General features: G+C 73.0%; 10 protein-coding genes and 1 tRNA gene. 10 read left to right on the top strand and 1 reads right to left on the bottom strand.

Annotated elements, in window-relative coordinates; genetic code table 11:
- The first annotated feature begins 17 nt into the window (after nucleotides 1-17).
- The 10 genes from M8H82_RS24180 to M8H82_RS24225 all read left to right on the top strand — a co-directional run bounded on the left by M8H82_RS24180 (nucleotide 18) and on the right by M8H82_RS24225 (nucleotide 16,677).
- On the top strand, nucleotides 18-617 hold the full coding sequence (locus M8H82_RS24180) for a small secreted protein (protein ID WP_250077057.1): 600 nt from the start codon (nucleotides 18-20) through the stop codon (nucleotides 615-617).
- 45 nt (nucleotides 618-662) lie between these two features.
- Nucleotides 663-2,189, top strand: a complete 1,527-nt coding sequence (locus tag M8H82_RS24185; protein ID WP_250077058.1) for a class I SAM-dependent methyltransferase — start codon at nucleotides 663-665, stop codon at nucleotides 2,187-2,189.
- Between the two features lie 268 nt (nucleotides 2,190-2,457).
- Nucleotides 2,458-2,655: a hypothetical protein gene (locus tag M8H82_RS24190; protein WP_250077059.1), complete on the top strand. Its 198-nt coding sequence runs from the start codon at nucleotides 2,458-2,460 to the stop codon at nucleotides 2,653-2,655.
- A gap of 261 nt (nucleotides 2,656-2,916) precedes the next feature.
- Nucleotides 2,917-5,742, top strand: coding sequence for a type I DNA topoisomerase (gene topA, locus M8H82_RS24195; protein WP_250077060.1), 2,826 nt, complete (start codon nucleotides 2,917-2,919; stop codon nucleotides 5,740-5,742).
- A 148-nt stretch (nucleotides 5,743-5,890) separates the two neighbouring features.
- Nucleotides 5,891-9,307: a dTMP kinase gene (gene tmk, locus M8H82_RS24200; RefSeq protein ID WP_250077061.1), complete on the top strand. Its 3,417-nt coding sequence runs from the start codon at nucleotides 5,891-5,893 to the stop codon at nucleotides 9,305-9,307.
- Between the two features lie 115 nt (nucleotides 9,308-9,422).
- Entirely contained in the window at nucleotides 9,423-10,628 is a 1,206-nt protein-coding gene (locus M8H82_RS24205; RefSeq protein WP_250077062.1) for a DNA polymerase III subunit delta', read from the top strand.
- 117 nt (nucleotides 10,629-10,745) lie between these two features.
- Entirely contained in the window at nucleotides 10,746-12,365 is a 1,620-nt protein-coding gene (locus M8H82_RS24210) for an alpha/beta hydrolase (RefSeq protein WP_250077063.1), read from the top strand.
- Between the two features lie 107 nt (nucleotides 12,366-12,472).
- A tRNA-Thr gene (locus tag M8H82_RS24215) sits at nucleotides 12,473-12,546 on the top strand.
- Nucleotides 12,547-12,624: 78 nt separating this feature from the next.
- Complete coding sequence (locus M8H82_RS24220) at nucleotides 12,625-13,188, top strand: hypothetical protein (protein WP_250077064.1); 564 nt, start codon at nucleotides 12,625-12,627, stop codon at nucleotides 13,186-13,188.
- A gap of 456 nt (nucleotides 13,189-13,644) precedes the next feature.
- Nucleotides 13,645-16,677 carry a BTAD domain-containing putative transcriptional regulator gene (locus M8H82_RS24225; RefSeq protein WP_250077065.1) on the top strand — a complete coding sequence of 1,011 codons (3,033 nt, stop codon included), beginning with the start codon at nucleotides 13,645-13,647 and terminating at the stop codon, nucleotides 16,675-16,677.
- 65 nt (nucleotides 16,678-16,742) lie between these two features.
- Here the strand turns inward: M8H82_RS24225 and M8H82_RS24230 are convergent, their stop codons facing one another.
- Nucleotides 16,743-18,428, bottom strand: a complete 1,686-nt coding sequence (locus tag M8H82_RS24230; protein WP_250077066.1) for a bifunctional 3'-5' exonuclease/DNA polymerase — start codon at nucleotides 18,426-18,428, stop codon at nucleotides 16,743-16,745.
- Nucleotides 18,429-18,438 lie beyond the last annotated feature (10 nt).

Raw genomic sequence — 18,438 nt, forward strand, 5'->3', positions numbered from 1 at the left:
TTCCGGGGCCGAGAGCCATGGAAGGGACCAATCCGGTGAACAAGAAGCTCACGGCCGCGCTGTCCGGCGGTGCGGTACTGGTAATGGCGCTGTCGGGATGCAGCAGCGATGACGGCAACGACAAGCTGGACGCTTGGGCCAAGCAGGTCTGTGACGCCGTAAAGCCGCAGGCCAAGAAGATCGAGGCCGCCAACATCGCCATCCAGAAGGAGACCTCGGACAACAGCTCGCCGGAGGACGTCCAGAAGACCGACGCCAAGGCGTTCCAGGACATGTCCGACGCCTACAAGGCGATCGGCGACGCCGTGGACAAGGCCGGTGCGCCGGACGCCGGGGACGCCAAGAACAGCGAGAAGAAGCAGCAGGACGCGGTCAAGGAGCTCAACAGCATCTCCGCGTCCTACGCCTCCCTGAAGAAGCAGGTCGACGAACTCGACACCAAGGACCAGGCGAAGTTCGCGGACGGCCTCAAGGACATCGCCACCGAGCTGAACAAGCTCAGCACCAGCGGCAGCAACGCCCTCAAGGAACTCGAGGAGGGCGAGGTCGGCCAGGCGATGGCGAAGCAGTCCAGCTGCAACGCGGCCTCCGGTGCGGCCACGGCCGCCGCGGGCTGACGCCGAGCAGCCGCGAGAGCGGGTAGTGCGGGTCACAATGGGGGCGTGAGTACCTCCAGGCTGCCCGCTCTGCCCGCTCTGCCCGCTTCCGACCGTGCCGATGTCGCCGCCCGGCTGCGGGAGGCCCTGCTCGGGGCCTCCTTCACTGCCGACGGGCTGCTCGAACTGCTCGGTGCGCCCGCGTACGCGGCGCTCGCCCGCAGCGAGACCGTTCCCGCGCTCCGGGCGACCCGCGGGGACACGCCGCTGGAGACGCTCGTACGGCTGTTCCTTCTGCAGCAGCCCGTCCCGCACGCGCGCGTGGCGGACGTGCTGCCCGTCGACGCGTGCCTGGAGACCCGCTGGCTGGTGCGGGCCGGCGGTGACGAGGTGGCCGCGACCGTGGACGTACGGCCGTACGGCGGCCCCGCGGACGAGGACTGGTTCATCGTCTCGGACCTCGGATGCGCCGTCGGCGGCGCCGGGGGCATCGGCAGCACCGAGGAAGGCGTCGTCCTCGGCGTTGGCGGCGCCTCCACGACCCTCGCGGGCATCACCGTCCGCACGCCCGTCTCCTCCGCCCTCGACCTCGGCACCGGCTCCGGGATCCAGGCGCTGCACGCCGCCCAGCACGCCACGCGCGTGACGGCGACCGACCTCAACCCGCGCGCCCTGCACAGCACCGCGCTGACCCTCGCCCTGTCCGGCGCGCCGGCCGCGGATCTGCGCGCGGGCTCGCTCTTCGAGCCGCTCCGGGACGACGAGAGGTACGACCTGATCGTCTCGAACCCGCCGTTCGTGATCTCGCCGGGCGCGCGGCTGACGTACCGGGACGGCGGGATGGGCGGGGACGATCTGTGCCGCTCGCTCGTTCAAGGGGCGGGGGAACGGCTGAACGAGGGCGGGTTCGCGCAGTTCCTCGCCAACTGGCAGCACGTCGCGGGGGAGGACTGGCAGGACAGGCTGAGGTCATGGGTGCCGCGCGGTTGCGACGCGTGGATCGTCCAGCGCGAGGTACAGGACGTCACGCAGTACGCCGAGCTGTGGCTGCGGGATGCCGGCGACCACCGCGGCGACCCCGCCGAGTACCAGGCGCGCTATGACGCCTGGCTGGACGAGTTCGAGGCGCGCAAGGTGAAGGCCGTGGGCTTCGGCTGGATCACGCTGCGCAAAACGGGCGCCGCCGTGCCCTCGGTCAGCGTCGAGGAGTGGCCGCACCCCGTCGAGCAGCCCCTCGGCGAGACGGTACGGGCGCATTTCGACCGCCTCGACTATCTGCGGGCGCACGACGACGCCGCTCTGCTCGAGGGGCACTTCCGGCTCGCCGCGGAGATCGTCCAGGAGCAGGTCGGGCTGCCCGGCGCCGAGGACCCCGAGCATGTCGTGCTGCGCCAGAACCGCGGGATGCGCCGGGCCACCAAGGTGGACACGGTCGGCGCCGGTTTCGCGGGCGTGTGCGACGGCACGCTCAGTGCGGGCCGCATCCTGGACGCCATCGCCCAGCTGGTCGGCGAGGACCCGGTGCAGCTGCGCGACCGTACGCCCGCGCAGATCCGGCTGCTGGTGGAGCAGGGGTTCCTGGATCCGGCGTAGGCATGCTCAAGGGGGCGCGAATTCGGCCGACATCTTCGCTGGATTCCGCCGCCCCCACAGGCCCCACAGACCCCACCGGCCCCGGCGGGTTCCGTGGGGCCTTTCGGCCCGCAGCCGCGTCGGCCGGGCGTTCACCTCGGGTTCGCCTGGCCGCCGCCCTCGCGTGTCAGCCTCGCGGTGCCGATGCGTGCCAGGTTGCGTACACGGGCTGCGTGCACAGGCTGCAGGCACGGGTTGCATGCGCGGGTGGAGAAGAGGGGCGGGGGCCATGGAAAGCGGACCGGCGATCTTCGCGGGCCTGGTGTTCGCCCTGTTCGGAGCCGGGCTCCTGGTGTGGACGGCGGCCCGGGCGCGGCAGGGGGAGCCGGTCGCCCACGGTGTGAACCCCGTCGCATCCGCGACCCTCGCGAGCTGTGCCGCGGTGCTCGCGCTCGCCCTCGCCGCGTGGTGCTTCAGCCGCCTGTGAGAACCGCTGTTGGAACCGGGCCCGAGCTGGGACTCCGGTAATAGGGAGGCACTCCTCCGGAAACGCTCGAAAAGGCCGGTGGGCACTCCGGGCGGCAGGAATGGCGGTAGTCGGGTTACCGTTCGAGTGGCCGTTGCGGGCTTTTCCCGTTTGACACGGGGGCGGGATGTACCGTCACACTCCGCAGCGTCACCAGTACCCGACCCCGGGAGAGCAAGGCCTGGGGAGATCACCCAGCGTCGACCGGAGAGAAGAGCGAAGTTGTCCCCGACCAGCGAGACCGCGAAGGGCGGCCGCCGACTCGTCATCGTCGAGTCGCCTGCCAAGGCGAAGACGATCAAGGGCTATCTCGGCCCCGGATACGTTGTCGAGGCGAGCGTCGGGCACATCCGCGACCTCCCCAACGGCGCCGCGGAGGTGCCCGAGAAGTACACCGGTGAGGTCCGCCGCCTCGGTGTGGACGTAGAACATGACTTCGCGCCGATCTATGTGGTCAACGCCGATAAGAAGGCACAGGTCAAGAAGCTCAAGGACCTGCTGAAGGATTCGGACGAGCTCTACCTCGCCACCGATGAGGACCGCGAGGGCGAGGCCATCGCCTGGCACCTCCAGGAGGTGCTCAAGCCCAAGGTCCCGGTCAAGCGGATGGTCTTCCACGAGATCACCAAGGCCGCGATCCAGGCCGCCGTGGCCAACCCGCGGCAGCTGAACCAGAAGCTGGTCGACGCCCAGGAGACCCGCCGCATCCTCGACCGCCTCTACGGCTACGAGGTCTCGCCGGTCCTGTGGAAGAAGGTCATGCCGCGGCTGTCGGCGGGCCGTGTCCAGTCGGTCGCCACCCGGCTCGTGGTGGAGCGGGAACGCGAGCGCATCGCGTTTCGTTCCGCTGAGTACTGGGACCTGACGGGCACCTTCGCGACCGGCCGCGCCGGTGACTCGTCGGACCCGTCGTCGCTGGTCGCCCGACTCCAGACCGTCGACGGCAGGCGGGTCGCGCAGGGCCGTGACTTCGACTCCCTGGGACAGATCAAGAGCGCGAACACCCTGCACCTCGACGAGGCCAACGCCCGCGCCCTGGCCGCCGCCCTGGAGCAGACGCGGTTCGCGGTCCGCTCGGTCGAGTCCAAGCCGTACCGCCGCTCGCCGTACGCCCCCTTCCGTACGACGACGCTCCAGCAGGAGGCGTCGCGGAAGCTCGGCTTCGGCGCGAAGGCGACCATGCAGGTCGCCCAGAAGCTGTACGAGAACGGCTACATCACGTACATGCGTACGGACTCCACGACGCTCAGCGAGACCGCTGTCGCCGCGGCCCGTGCGCAGGTCACGCAGTTGTACGGCGCCGACTACCTGCCGGCCGCCCCGCGCACCTACGCCGGGAAGGTCAAGAACGCGCAGGAGGCGCACGAGGCGATCCGCCCCTCGGGTGATCGTTTCCGCACGCCCGCCGAGACCGGGCTGACCGGCGACCAGTTCAGGCTGTACGAGCTGATCTGGAAGCGGACCGTCGCCTCCCAGATGAAGGACGCGACCGGCAACAGCGTGACCGTCAAGATCGCCGGCACCGCCGCCGACGGCCGGGACGTCGAGTTCAGCGCCTCCGGCAAGACGATCACCTTTCACGGCTTCCTCAAGGCCTACGTCGAGGGCGCCGACGACCCGAACGCCGAGCTGGACGACCGCGAGCGCCGGCTGCCCCAGGTCAGCGAGGGCGACGCGCTCAGCGCCGAGGAGATCACGGTCGACGGGCACGCCACCAAGCCCCCGGCCCGCTACACCGAGGCCAGCCTGGTCAAGGAGCTCGAAGAGCGCGAGATCGGCCGCCCGTCGACGTACGCCTCGATCATCGGCACGATCCTCGACCGCGGCTACGTCTTCAAGAAGGGCACGGCCCTCGTGCCGTCCTTCCTGTCCTTCGCCGTGGTCAACCTGCTGGAGAAGCACTTCGGGCGGCTCGTCGACTACGACTTCACCGCCCGCATGGAGGACGACCTCGACCGCATCGCCCGCGGTGAGGCGCAGTCCGTGCCGTGGCTGAAGCGGTTCTACTTCGGTGAGGGCGAAGCCGCGGCCGTCGGCGGCGCCGCCGAGGCAGGCAATGGCGACGGGGACCACCTCGGCGGCCTCAAGGAGCTGGTGACCGACCTGGGCGCGATCGACGCGCGGGAGGTCTCCTCGTTCCCGGTGGGCAACGACATCGTGCTGCGGGTCGGCCGCTACGGCCCGTACATCGAGCGCGGCGAGAAGGACTCGGAGAACCACCAGCGCGCGGACATCCCCGAGGACCTGGCGCCCGACGAGCTGTCCGTGGAGCTGGCCGAGGAACTGCTCGCCAAGCCGAGCGGCGACTTCGAGCTGGGCACCGACCCGGCGACCGGTCACCAGATCGTCGCCAAGGACGGCCGCTACGGCCCGTACGTCACCGAGATCCTCCCCGAAGGCACGCCCAAGACCGGCAAGAACGCCGTGAAGCCGCGGACGGCCTCGCTGTTCAAGTCGATGGCGCTGGACACGGTGACGCTCGACGACGCCCTGAAGCTGATGTCGCTCCCGCGCGTGGTCGGCACCGACGCCGAGGGCCAGGAGATCACCGCGCAGAACGGCCGCTACGGGCCGTACCTGAAGAAGGGCACGGACTCGCGTTCGCTCCAGTCCGAGGAGCAGCTCTTCACGATCACCCTGGAAGAGGCGCTGGAGATCTACTCCCAGCCCAAGCAGCGTGGCCGGGCCGCCGCCAAGCCGCCGCTGAAGGAGCTGGGCGTCGACCCGGTCAGCGAGAAGCCGGTCGTGGTGAAGGACGGCCGCTTCGGTCCGTACGTCACCGACGGGGAGACCAACGCGACCCTGCGCTCCGGCGACAGCGTCGAGGAGATCACTCCCGAGCGCGGCTTCGAGCTGCTCGCCGAGAAGCGCGCCAAGGCGCCCGCCAAGAAGACGGCGAAGAAGGCGACGACGAAGAAGACCGCCGCCAAGAAGGCTCCGGCCAAGAAGGCGACGGCCGCCAAGAAGACCGCGGCGAAGAAGACCACGACCGCGAAGAAGACGGCAGCGAAGAAGGCGACGGCCGCCAAGCCGGCCGCGGAGGACTGAGCCGGGCCCGGCTGGACCCCCGTCCGGCTGGCCCCCTCACCGCGCAGCTTCGCGAAACGAACGCCCCGGCATCACTCTTTGGTGTCGGGGCGGGCGTACGTTCGGACGGCCGCCCCGGGTCGTCGGTGGCTGCCGATAGGCTGAATGCATGACGCGTGCCGAGCAGCCAACGGCCCATCCGACGGCCCCCGACGACGCCCTGACGGCGGACTCGCGCGAACGCGCCGTCCGCGCCCTGCTGCGCCGACCGCAGCTCAAGCGGTTGTGGAGCGCACAACTGGTGGGCAGCGTCGGCGATGTCCTCGCCCTTCTGGTGCTGGTCCTCCTCGCGCTTCAAGCGGCCATTTCGGAGGGGTCGTTCGGCGGGGGATACCGGGGCGTGGCGTTCGCAGTGGCGACCGTCTTCGGGGCGCGGATCCTCGCGACCCTCCTCTTCGGCGCCGTACTGCTCGGCCCGCTCACCTCGCTGACCTCCCAGGAAGGCCCGCTCGACCGCCGCTGGACCATGATCGGCGCGGACGGTGTGCGGGCCGCGATGCTCATCGTCGCGCCCCTGTGGATCGACTGGACGCCGGACAACGCCCTGGCCCTCATCCTGGTGACCGTCTTCGTGACCGGAGTCGCCGAGCGGTTCTGGGCCGTGTGCCGGGAGAGCGCGGCGCCCGCCCTGCTGCCCCCGCCGCCCCCGGAGGGCGCGACGGTACGCCCTCTGCCGGACCACATGGACGCGCTGCGCCGGCTGTCCCTGCGCACGGGCTTCCTCGCGGTGCCGCTCGCGGCCGCCGCGCTGGTCACCGCGGCCCTGTTCAACAACTTGCTGGGCACCGGGATCGACTGGTTCGGCGAGCACCAGGCGGCGCTGCCCTCGTATGTCGCGGCCGGCCTGTTCGCCGCGTCCCTGTCCGTGCTGACGTTCCTGGAACTACCGGACACGCGCACCCCACGCGCGCGGTCCCCGCTGGAGGGACTGCGCCGGCCCAAGACCGGCACCGGCGTCGACAAGGGCCGTACCGGTGCGATCCCGCTGCTGGTGCCGGCCTGCGCGTCCGTCGCGGGCGCGGTGGCCGCCGCCGTCGCCGTGTCGGTGCTGCACGCCAAGGACCTGGGCGGCGGCCCGGTGCTGTACGGCCTGCTGGTGCTCGCGCTGACCGGCGGAGTCGTCGTCGGCATCCGTACGGCGCCCAAGGCGCTGGTCTCGCTCTCGCGGCGCCGCCTGCTGGCGCTGGCCATCGCGCTCACCGGCGTGGCGCTGCTCGCCGCGGGACTCGTCCCGGACGTCACCACCGTCCTGCTGGTCGTCGCCCTCGCGGGCGCCGCCGCGGGCGTGGCCGCCAACACCGGTCACACCCTGCTGGACCAGGAGACCGAGGAGTTCCGCCGCCCGCGCACGACCGAGCACCTGCACGCGGTCGTACGGGTGTTCGTGGCACTCGGTGCGGTCGTCGCGCCCCTGGTCGCCGCGGCGATCGGCCCGCACCGGCTGGAGAGCGGCCGGTTCGTGTTCGCGCACGGGGGTGCCGCGTTCACGCTGATGCTGGTCGGCGCGCTGCTGCTGCCGGTGGCCGCGCTGGTCCTGGCCAAGGTGGACGACCGGTCCGGTGTGCCACTGCGGCACGATCTGCGCGACGCGCTGCGAGGCGGCGACGACCCCGAGCAGGCGCCCACCGCGTCCGGGTTCTTCCTCGCCCTGGAGGGCGGCGACGGCGCCGGCAAGTCCACCCAGGCCGAGGCGCTCGCCGAGTGGATCCGCGGCAAGGGCCACGAAGTCGTCGTCACGCGCGAGCCGGGCGCCACGCCGGTGGGCAAGCGGCTGCGCTCGATCCTGCTGGACGTCTCCAGCGCCGGGCTCTCGCACCGCGCGGAGGCGCTGCTGTACGCCGCGGACCGCGCGGAGCACGTCGACACGGTGGTCCGCCCCGCCCTGGAGCGGGGCGCCGTGGTCATCTCCGACCGGTACATCGACTCGTCGGTGGCGTACCAGGGAGCGGGCCGGGACCTCTCGCCCACCGAGATCGCCCGTATCAACCGCTGGGCCACCAACGGCCTGGTGCCGCACCTGACCGTGCTGCTGGACGTCGACCCGGCGACCGCGCGCGAGCGCTTCACCGAGGCGCCGGACCGGCTGGAGTCGGAGCCCGCGGAGTTCCACGCGCGCGTGCGGTCCGGTTTCCTGACGCTGGCCGCCTCCGACCCCGGGCGCTACCTCGTGGTCGACGCGGGCCAGGAACCGGAGGCCGTCACGACCGTCATCCGGCACCGGCTCGACCAGGCGCTGCCGCTGTCCGAGCAGGAGATCCGGGAGCAGGAGGAGGCGCGGCGCAGGGCCGAGGAGGAGGCCCGCCGGAAGGCCGAGGAGGAGGCCGCCCGCAAGGCCGAGGAGGAACGGCAGGAGCGCGAGCGCCAGGAGCAGCTCGCCCGGCTGCGCGCCGAGGAGGAAGAGCGCAAGCGCCGCGAGCTGGAGGAGGCGCAGCGCCGCGAGGCCGAACGGCAGGCGGAGGAGGCCCGGCAGCGCGCCGAGGAGGCGGCTCGCCGTGCCGAGGAGGAGCGGCAGCGGCTGCTCGCCGAGGAGAAGGCCCGCGCCGAGGAGGAGGCCCGCCGCAGGGCGGAGGAGGAGCGCCGCCGCAGGCAGGCCGAGGAAGAGGCCCGGCTGCGCGCCGAGGCCGAGGCGCGGCGGCTGGAGAAGCAGCGCAAGGCGGAAGAGGCGCTGCTGAGGGCCGAGGAGGCGCGGCGACTGGCCGAGGCGGCGGCCGCGGCGGCCGAGGCGGGGCCGAAGCGGGGGACTCCGGGGACTTCGGGGACTCCGGCGTCTCCTGCGACTCCTGCGGCTGTTCAGGACGCGGCGACGGTTCCTACGCCGGTGGTGGCGCCTACGAATGCCTCCGGGGGGCCTGCGGAGGACACGGCGGTGCTGCCGCGCGTGGGGGCGGCGGGTTCGGAGTCGGGTTCGGATTCGGGGGCGGGGGCTTCCGGGGGGCGTGACTCCGGGGTGACTGGTTCCGGGGTGGCTGATTCCGAGGCCACTGCGGAGGTGCCGCGGCCGGCGGAGCCCTCGGGGGCTTCCGACGAGACGGCGGTGCTGCGTCCGGTGCGGGACGCGGACGACGCGGCGGCGGCTCCGGCGCGGGCCGCTGACGAGACCGCCGTGCTGCCGAAGGTGGCTCCGGGGGCCGCTGATGAGACCGCCGTGCTGCCGCCCGTGCGGGACGCGGATCCGGCGGACCGGGTTCCGCCGGGGTTCTTCCGGGACGAGGCACGGCCTGACGGGGCACGGCCTGACGGGGCACGGCCCGACGGAGTCCGGCCCGATGGGGCGGACGACCGTACGCGGGAGCTGCCGCAGGTCGATGCCGAGGGTCAGGCGCGGGGCGATGCGCAGGGCGGTCGGACGCAGGGCGGTTCTGAGGGGGGCGGGGCGCAGTCGGGTCGGCGGCGTCGGCGGCCCCGGTCGGACTGGGCGGAGGAGACGCCGCTGGACGACCTGCCGTCCCTGGCGGACGAACTGCTGGGCCCGCGGGAGGACGAGCACGACGGCGACGAGCGCGGGCGGGGCCGGGGACGGCGCTGAGCGGTGTTGAGCTGCCGGTCGCTGTCGGCGCGGCGGCGGCCGGACCTCGTTGTCAGTGGCGACCCGCACAATGGATGCCGTACCGCTGCAGGTGGACGGAGAGGGGGCGTGTGGCATGACCGTGTGGGATGACCTCGTCGGGCAGGAGAAGGTGAGCGAGCAGCTCATTGCCGCTGCCCGGAACGCCGACGCCCTGGTCACCGCGGCCGTCACCGGCACCCAGCCCCCCGAGGCGTCGAAGATGACGCACGCCTGGCTCTTCACCGGCCCGCCGGGCGCCGGCCGCAGCCGGACGGCCCGGGCGTTCGCCGCCGCGCTCCAGTGCGTCAGCCCCGACCGCGCCCTCGGCGGGGCCCCGGGCTGCGGCTTCTGCGACGGCTGCCATACGGCACTGGTGGGCACCCATGCCGACGTCAGCACCGTCGCCGCCGTGGGTTCCCAGATCCTCGTCGACGACATGAGGGACACCGTCCGCAAGTCGTTCACCTCACCCGCCACCGGCCGCTGGCAGATCATCCTCGTCGAGGACGCCGAGCGGCTGAACGAGAAGTCGGCCAACGCCGTCCTCAAGGCGGTGGAGGAGCCGGCCCCCCGTACGGTCTGGCTGCTGTGCGCCCCGTCCATCGAGGACGTCCTGCCCACGATCCGCTCCCGCTGCCGCCACCTGAACCTGCGGACGCCCTCCGTCGAAGCGGTCGCGGACATGCTCGTACGCCGGGAGGGCATCGAGCCCGCGGTCGCCGCCGCCGCGGCCCGTGCAACGCAAGGCCACGTCGACCGGGCGCGCCGGCTGGCCACGGACCCGGCCGCCCGCGAGCGCCGAGCCGCCGTGCTCAAGCTGCCGTTGCGCGTCGAGGACATCGGCGGCTGCCTCAAGGCCGCGCAGGAACTCGTCGACGCGGCGGCCGAGGACGCCAAGCAGCTCGCCGAGGAGATGGACGACAAGGAGACCGAGGAGCTGAAGACGGCCCTCGGCGCGTCGCAGGGCGGCCGGCTCCCGCGCGGTACGGCGGGCGTGATGAAGGACCTGGAGGACAAGCAGAAGCGCCGCCGCACCCGCACGCAGCGCGACAGCCTCGACCTCGCCCTGACCGACCTCACCGCCTTCTACCGCGATGTCCTCGCCCTCCAGCTCGGCTCGCGCGTGGCCATCGCCAACGCCGACGCCGAGGACACCCTGCAGCGGCTGGCCCGCGGCAGCTCCCCGGAGTCCACCCTGCGCCGCATCGAGGCCATCGCCGCGTGCCGGGACGCGCTGGACCGCAATGTGGCTCCGCTGCTGGCGGTGGAGGCAATGACGATGGCCCTGAGAGCGGGCTGACAGCGGGGCCCACCAGCCAGCCCCCTCACGATCAACGAAAGGTTGACCACGTAACCCGTACGAGCTGCGATCCTCACGGAGGGCTCTCATCCCGCTGCGCAGAGTTACGCTCGCTGGATGCACCTCAGGCGCCCCCACCCGACACCCGATCCGAGTACCCGGTCCCACCGGCACGCCCGCCCCCGCCCCCACGGAGTCCGCGCGGTGGGAGCCCTCATCGGCGTCGCCGCCCTGGTGGTCTCCGCCTGCTCCACGGGCGGATCGACGACCTCCGCGAGCCCGGCGGCGGAGGCCGCGCTGGCCGCGCTGCCGCAGGCGACACCGGACGCGCTGTCGCCGTACTACGGCCAGAAGCTGAAGTGGCGCGGCTGCGGGGTCCCCGGCTTCGAGTGCGCCACGCTGAAGGCGCCGCTCGACTACTCCGAGCCGGGGGAGGACGACGTCCGGCTGGCCGTGGCCCGCAAGAAGGCCACGGGACCGGGCAAGCGGATCGGATCGCTGCTGGTCAACCCGGGCGGGCCGGGAGGCTCGGCGGTCGGCTACCTCCAGGCGTACGCCGGGATCGGCTACCCGGCCGAGGTCCGCGCCCGCTACGACATGGTCGCGGTCGACCCCAGGGGCGTCGCCCGCAGCGAGCCGGTCGAGTGCCTTGACGGGGCCGACATGGACACGTACACCCGGACCGATCTGACGCCCGACGACGACCGGGAGCAGACGGAGTTGGTGGACGCGTACAAGAAGTTCGCGGAGGGCTGCGGGAAGGACTCCCCGGAGCTGCTGCGCCATGTGTCCACCGTCGAGGCCGCCCGCGACATGGACATCCTGCGCGCGGTGCTGGGGGACGAGCGGCTGAACTACGTGGGGGCGTCCTACGGCACCTTCCTCGGGGCGACGTACGCGGGACTGTTCCCCAAGCGCGCCGGCCGGCTGGTCCTGGACGGCGCGATGGATCCCTCGCTGTCCGCCCGCCGGCTGACCCTCGATCAGACCGCGGGCTTCGAGACGGCGTTCCAGGCGTTCGCGCGGGACTGCGTCCAGCAGCCGGACTGCCCGCTCGGCGCGAAGGCCGGCGAGGTCGGCAAGAACCTCAAGGCGTTCTTCGGCAAGCTCGACGCCCGGCCGATCCCCACGGGAGACGCGGACGGCCGCAAGCTCGTCGAGTCCCTGGCGACGATCGGCGTGATCGCGGCGATGTACGACGAGGCGGCCTGGGCGCAGCTGCGCGAGGCGCTGACCGCGGCGATGAAGGAGAACGACGGCGCGGGCCTGCTGTTCCTCGCGGACAGCTACTACGAGCGGGACGCGCAGGGCCGCTACTCCAACCTGATGTTCGCCAACGCCGCCGTGAACTGCCTGGACCTCCCGCCTGCCTTCGATACCCCCGAGCAGGTGCGGGACGCCCTGCCGGCCTTCGAGAAGGCGTCCCCCGTCTTCGGTGAGGGCCTGGCGTGGGCCTCTCTGAGCTGCGCGTACTGGCCGGTGGCTCCCACGGGCGAGCCGCACCGCATCGAGGCGAAGGGCGCCGCCCCGATCGTCGTGGTCGGCACCACCCGTGACCCGGCGACCCCGTACCGCTGGGCCCGCTCCCTGGCCGCCCAGCTCTCCTCGGCACGCCTCCTCACTTACGAGGGCGACGGCCACACCGCGTACGGCCGGGGCAGCGACTGCATCGACCGCACGGTCAACGCGTACCTCCTTCGAGGGACCCCTCCGACGGACCGTAAGCGCTGCTCATAGCCTTCGTACCGGCCCCGGTTCCACCCCCGCCGGGGCCGGTACGGAGCACCTCCGGAAACTGTGTAGACTTACCGACGTTGCTGATCGCACCATGGTGCGGACAGCGCGCCGCCTTAGCTCAGATGGCCAGAGCAACGCACTCGTAATGCGTAGGTCTCGGGTTCGAATCCCGAAGGCGGCTCTCTCTGAGACCCAGCCCAGACATCGTCTGAGCTGGGTTTTCTCGTTGAAGGCTGGGGGAGCGGTGCGGGGGATGTCGGTGGCCGTGGTTCTGACGACGGCTGTGCTGCTCGTTGGCTGTGGGAACGGGGACACGGACCGAGCCGGACGATCCAGTGATGGCAAGGACGCGCGGACGCGGACGGGCGGCGACGCCACCGCGAGCCCCGCAGCGACCGCCGCGACGGAGATGAGCCATTCCGAGGTACGCGCGGCCATCGCCGCCGGTATGCGAGCCGGAGGGTTCGCCGAACCGAGGTTCGGCGCCTCCGAAGACGACGGCGGGTTCGGTGTGTGCGTGGTTTCCGGTCAAACGTCTACTGAAACCGATCCGAGCCCGAAGGACACCGCCCTGCTGGCCGGCGAGCTGAAGCGCCAGGGATGGGTCCAGGAGTTCTTCTGGACGGAAGTGGGGATGACGACCCTTGCGATGCGGAACGGGGTATGGAAACTGGACATCGCGGGTGGCACCCTTCCGAAGGAGGAAGTCGCCAAGCGTCTGCCGGAGGATGAGCGGGCGGCCGCACGGGACTTCACGGGACTGAGCGTTACCGCGGTCGACCTTGCCTGCCAGGACCGCGTGTACAAGAGCCTGTCCTCGTGACCTGTCGGAGCTTGGTCTTTCGGGGATCGGATCATTCCGAGCCGGAGTCTCTTGTTGCCCAGAAGCGGAAGCGGCGGGAGCTTCCGCGAAGCGAGGGGTGGACGCGGGTCCCGGTCGCTCACCTCCGACGACCGGGACCCTGTGCGTCCCCGGACCGGCCGCGGCGGTAACACTCCCCCGAGCAACGCGTCGTACGCGCGCACCGTCGAGCCGGATCCGATGAAGTGATCACATCAGGCTCCACCAACGGATCGCTAACATGTGGCCAAAGGTTCTCCGTGCTGCTGTCGGCCGACTGGCGTGAAGACGTCGGGTCGATCGGGCCGGACGGCCGGAACGGTAACGGATCCCGGCGGGTGGCCCGTCGGGACAGGGTGGCGGAATACCGCCGTCGACCGGCGGGAATCCGCCACGACGACCGGGGTACGCCGTGGCGCGCGGGAGCGCGGAAGGGCAGTGGGCGGCGTGAAGCGGTGCGGGCTGCGGTTCGGACTGCTGGGGCCGCCGGTCCTCTACGACCACGGCGGCGACGGCGCCGTCGTCCGCCCCGTCGGCAGCCCCAAGCTACGGGCCCTGCTGGCCGCCCTCCTGCTCGAAGCCGGCCGTACCGTCTCCGTCGACGCGCTCAAGGACGCGCTGTGGGGCGGGGCGCCCCCCGCCTCCGCGCACGCCTCCCTGCACAACCACGTCACCCGGCTGCGCCGCCTCCTCGACGACCCGGCGCGACTGCGTGCCGTGTCCCCGGGGTATCTGCTGCGCGTCGACGACGGCGAGCTGGACGTCCACGTCTTCGAGGCGCACCTCGCCACCGCGCGCGCCGCCCACGCCTCTCGGGACTGGCGCCGCACCCTGTGCGAATGCACCGCCGCGCTCGCCCTGTGGCGCGGCACCCCCCTGAGCGGACTCCCCGCCGACCTGGTCGGTTACCCGTTGGTGGAGCGCCTGAGGGAGGCCCGGCTGCTGCTCCTGGAGTGGCGCTACGACGCCGAGTTGGCCCTAGCCGACGGCCGGCCGGACACCCTGCTCCCGGAGTTGTCCGCCCTCGCCGCCGAACATCCGCTGCGCGAGGCCTACCACCGCCAGCTGATGCTCGCGCTGCACCGCAGCGGACGCCGGGCGGAGGCCCTCGCCGTCCACCGCGACCTGCGGCACCGGCTCGTGGAGGAGCTCGGCGTGGAGCCGGGTGCCGCCGTCCGCGGGGCGCACCTGGAGGTGCTGCGCGGGTCCGCCGATGAAGCCCATGAAGCCCATGAAGCCGATGAAGCGGGTGAAGCGGGGGAAGCGGATGACGCAGACGACGCCGGGCCCGCCGAAGCCGTGGCCGGGACCGTGGCCTCCGAGCCCCCCGTCCGCCCGGCCCAGCTCCCCCCGCCGCCCGCGCACTTCACCGGCCGGACCTGCCTCGCCGACGACCTCCGCCGCACCCTCGCCGGCCCCGGCCCCGCCGTCACCGTCCTGACCGGCATGGCCGGCCTCGGCAAGAGCGCCCTGGCCCTCCACATCGCCCACGCCCTGACCGACCGCTTCCCCGACGGCCAGCTCTACGTCAATCTGCACGGCGCCACCCCGGGCATGCACCCCCTCACCTCCGCCCAGGCCCTGGCCGCGCTCCTGCGGGACGTCGGCGCCGACCCCCGCTCCATCCCCGAACACCCCGACGCGGCCGCCGCGTTGCTGCGCTCGCTGCTCGCGCCCACCCGCACCCTCCTGGTCCTGGACGACGCCGCGAACGCCGCCCAGGTACGCCCCCTGCTCCCCGCGGGCCCCGGCTGCGCCGTGATCATCACCAGCCGTTCCTCCCTCGCCGCCCTCGACGGCGCCCGCCGCTTCCCGCTCACGCCCCTGTCCGCCGAGGACAGCGCCGCGCTGCTGCGGGCGGTGTCCGGACGCGACGACGGGATCGACGCCGGCCACCCCCTCGTCGAACTCACCGGCCGCCTCCCGCTCGCCCTGCGCGTGGTCGCCGCCCGGCTCGCCGCCCGCCGTGCTCTCACCCCGGAGGTGCTGGCCGGTCAACTCGCCGCCACCGAGGGGCGGTTGCACCACCTGGAGTACGACGATCTCAGCGTCCGCCGCTCCCTGGCCGTCGCGCACGACGCGCTCGCCGCTTCCGATCGCGAGGCCGACCGGGACGCCGCCCTCGTGCTCTGCCGCATCGGCGCCCTCGACCTGCCCGAGTACGGCGCCCCCCTGCTGGCCCGCCTGAGCGACATCGGCACCCGGCGCGCCGAGGACGCCCTCGACCGGCTCGTCGACGTGGCCCTGCTGGAGGAGACGGCGCTCGGCCGCTACGTCCCCCACGACCTGGTCCGCGACTTCGCCCGCGAACTGGCCGGCACGGAAGGCGGCACCGCCGTCGTCGAAACCGCCCTGAACTGGTACGCCGCCCTCGCCGAGCACACCCTCACCGCGATCGTCGACCCCGGCCTCGACCAGGACGACCGCCGCCGGCCCACCTCCTGCCAGCCGCCCGAGCACGCCTCCCACGTCACCGGAACCCGCCCTTTCGCCGGCCCCGAGGAGGCGTTCGCCTGGGGCGACACCGAGCTGGAGAACGTCGTAGCGCTTGCCGAGCGGTACGCCGACGCGCCCGAACCCCGTATCGCCGCCCGCCTCTGCACCCTGCTGCGCCTGATCTTCCCGTACCTCCAACGCGGCGGCCGGGTCGCCGAGATGGAGCCCCTCGGCCGGGCCGCGCTGCGCGTGGCGCGACGGCTCGGCGACGAGGCAGCCGAGGCGTACGCGCTCGGTGACCTCGCCGGACTGCACTTCTTCACCGGGCGGCAGAACGACGCCCTCGCCCTCAACGACCAGGCCCTGGCCATCTGGCGGCGGCTCGGCTTCCTCTCCTGGATCCGCCGCTCCCTCAACAACCGAGGGCTGCTGCTCGAAGGACTCGGCCGCTACGAGGAGTCGGGGCGGGCGCTGCGCCAGAGCCTCGCCTACTCGCGGCGGCTGAACGACCCCTACGGCGAGGCCGTGACCCACCAGCACCTCGGCAATCTGTACGAGCACACCGACGCCCGCGCCGCCATCGAGCAGCACCGCCTCTCCCTGGCCATCGGCGAGACCATCGGCAACGTCCTCCTTCAGCTGTACGCGCGCTGCAACATCGGCTACGCCCATCTCACCCTCGGCGAACCGGCCGCGGCCGCCCGGCACTTCGAGGACACCCTGCGGGACCTCGCCGGCCAGGGCGACTGGCACGGCGAGTCTCAGGCCCGCCTCGGCCTGGTCCGCTCCCTGCGGCTGCTGGGCCGCACCGAGCGGGCCGGCCGGGAGTGCGCCGAACTGCTGCGCCGCGCCGACGCCCGCGCCGACCGCTACATGGGCGGCCTCGCCCGCCACCAGCACGGACTCCTCCTGCGCGAGTCGGGCCGCCCCGAAGAGGCACGCTCGGCATGGACGGCGGCGCGCGAGGCGCTGGACGGGACCGACGAGAAGACGGTGCTCGCCGAGCTCACCTCGCTGCTCGCCGCCCCGGCCTGATCACCTCGCTGCTCGCCGCCCACGCCTGATCACTTCGCGTCCGCACAGCACGCACTACCGCCGGATCACTTCGCGTCCGCATAGCACTCCACCACCGCCGCGGTGAACGGGAACCGCACCGGCGTCTCCCCGAACGTCAGCCGCCCCGCCAGCTCGGCCGCCTCCCGGATCGCCGCCACCACCGCCTCCGCCTCCTCCTCGGGACAGTGCACGATCACCTCGTCGTGCTGGAAGAACACCAGCTCGGCCGCCTTGCCCGCGCAGGCCTGCCGCAACGCGGCGAGCAGCAGCAGCGCCCAGTCGGCGGCACTGCCCTGGACGACGAAGTTACGGGCGAAGCGGCCCCGCGCGCGGGCATCGGTGGAGGCGTACCCGGGCATCCACTGGGCGGCCTCGTCGGAGTCGGCGCCGACCGGGATGCCCGCCTCCTCCGCCGGCTCCTCGCCCGCTCCGGCCGCGGGCGGGCAGGTGCGGCCCAGCCAGGTGCGCACCAGCCGCCCCTCCTCACCGGCCCGCGCCGCGTCGTCGACGTAGGCGACCGCGAGCGGGAAGCGGCGGCGGAGTGCGGCGAGGTTCTTCAGGCCGTCGCCGGAGGTCTGGCCGTAGACAGCGCCGAGCACCGCGAGCTTGGCCTGGGCGCGGTCGCCGGAGAAGGCCCGGTCGGAGACCGCCTGGTACAGGTCGCTCTCCCGGCCCGCCACCTCCATCAGCCCGGGGTCGCGGGAGATGGCGGCCAGCACGCGCGGCTCCATCTGGTCGGCGTCGGCGACGACGAGCCGCCAGCCGGGGTCGGCGACGACCGCCCGCCGGATCACCTTGGGGATCTGCAGCCCGCCCCCGCCGTTGGTCACCCACCGTCCGGTGACCGTGCCGCCCGCGAGGAACTCCGGGCGGAACCGCCCCTCGCGCACCCAGTCCTGGAGCCAGGACCAGCCGTGGGCCACCCAGATCCGGTACAGCTTCTTGTACTCGAGCAGCGGCGCCACGGCCGGATGGTCGAGGGACGCGATCTCCCAGCGCCGGGTCGACCGGACCTTGATGCCGGCCTGCGCGAAGGCCTTGACGACATCGGCGGGCAGATCGGGCCGGACCCGGCGCCCGAAGGCGGCGGACACCTCGTCGGCCAGCTCGGCGAGGCGGCGGGGCTCGCCACCGCCCGCGTACCGCTCGCCGAGCAGTTCGTGCAGCACCCGGCGGTGGACGTCGGCGCTCCAGGGCAGCCCGGCGCGGTTCATCTCGGCGGCGACCAGCATCCCCGCCGACTCCGCGGCCGTCAGCAGCCGCATCCGCTCCGGGTGCGCGGCCTTGTCGTGCCGCCGCTGCTGCTCGGCGTAGACCTCCAGCAGGTCGGCCAGCGGCAGACGGACGGCCTGCGGCTCGAAGAGCGAGGACTGGGCGCCCGGCTCGGCGGACCGCTGGGGCGGGTCGGGCGGTACGGGCCCGCCGCGCAGCCGGGCCAGGGCCGCGGCCGCGGAACGGGGCTCGCCGTACCGCCCCTCGTGGCCGAGCAGGAGGGTCTCGGCGTCCTCGATGTCGTAGCACCGCTCCACTCGCACCCCCGTGGCGAGCAGGCGCGGGTAGACCTCGGCGGTGGAACGCCAGACCCAGCGCGCGACCTCCGGCCTGCCGCGCACCGCCGCGGCGAGATCCGGCTCCCGCACGACCGGCCCCGCGGGCAGCCCGTCCGGGCCGAGGGGGGCGAGTTCCGCGCCACCGTCCTCGGCCGGTGCGAGAGCCCACCGGTCGGTCATGACTGGAGTG

Source organism: Streptomyces sp. YS415 (assembly GCF_023544665.1).
In the GTDB taxonomy this organism is placed as follows: Bacteria; Actinomycetota; Actinomycetes; order Streptomycetales; family Streptomycetaceae; genus Streptomyces.

Excerpts from the sequence above, each read along its gene's own strand:
- M8H82_RS24180 (WP_250077057.1), top strand. The coding sequence starts at position 18 with ATGGAAGGGACCAATCCGGTGAACAAGAAGCTCACGGCCGCGCTGTCC.
- M8H82_RS24190 (WP_250077059.1), top strand. The coding sequence starts at position 2,458 with ATGGAAAGCGGACCGGCGATCTTCGCGGGCCTGGTGTTCGCCCTGTTC.
- tmk (WP_250077061.1), top strand. The coding sequence starts at position 5,891 with ATGACGCGTGCCGAGCAGCCAACGGCCCATCCGACGGCCCCCGACGAC.
- M8H82_RS24205 (WP_250077062.1), top strand. The coding sequence starts at position 9,423 with ATGACCGTGTGGGATGACCTCGTCGGGCAGGAGAAGGTGAGCGAGCAG.
- M8H82_RS24210 (WP_250077063.1), top strand. The coding sequence starts at position 10,746 with ATGCACCTCAGGCGCCCCCACCCGACACCCGATCCGAGTACCCGGTCC.
- M8H82_RS24230 (WP_250077066.1), bottom strand. The coding sequence starts at position 18,428 with ATGACCGACCGGTGGGCTCTCGCACCGGCCGAGGACGGTGGCGCGGAA.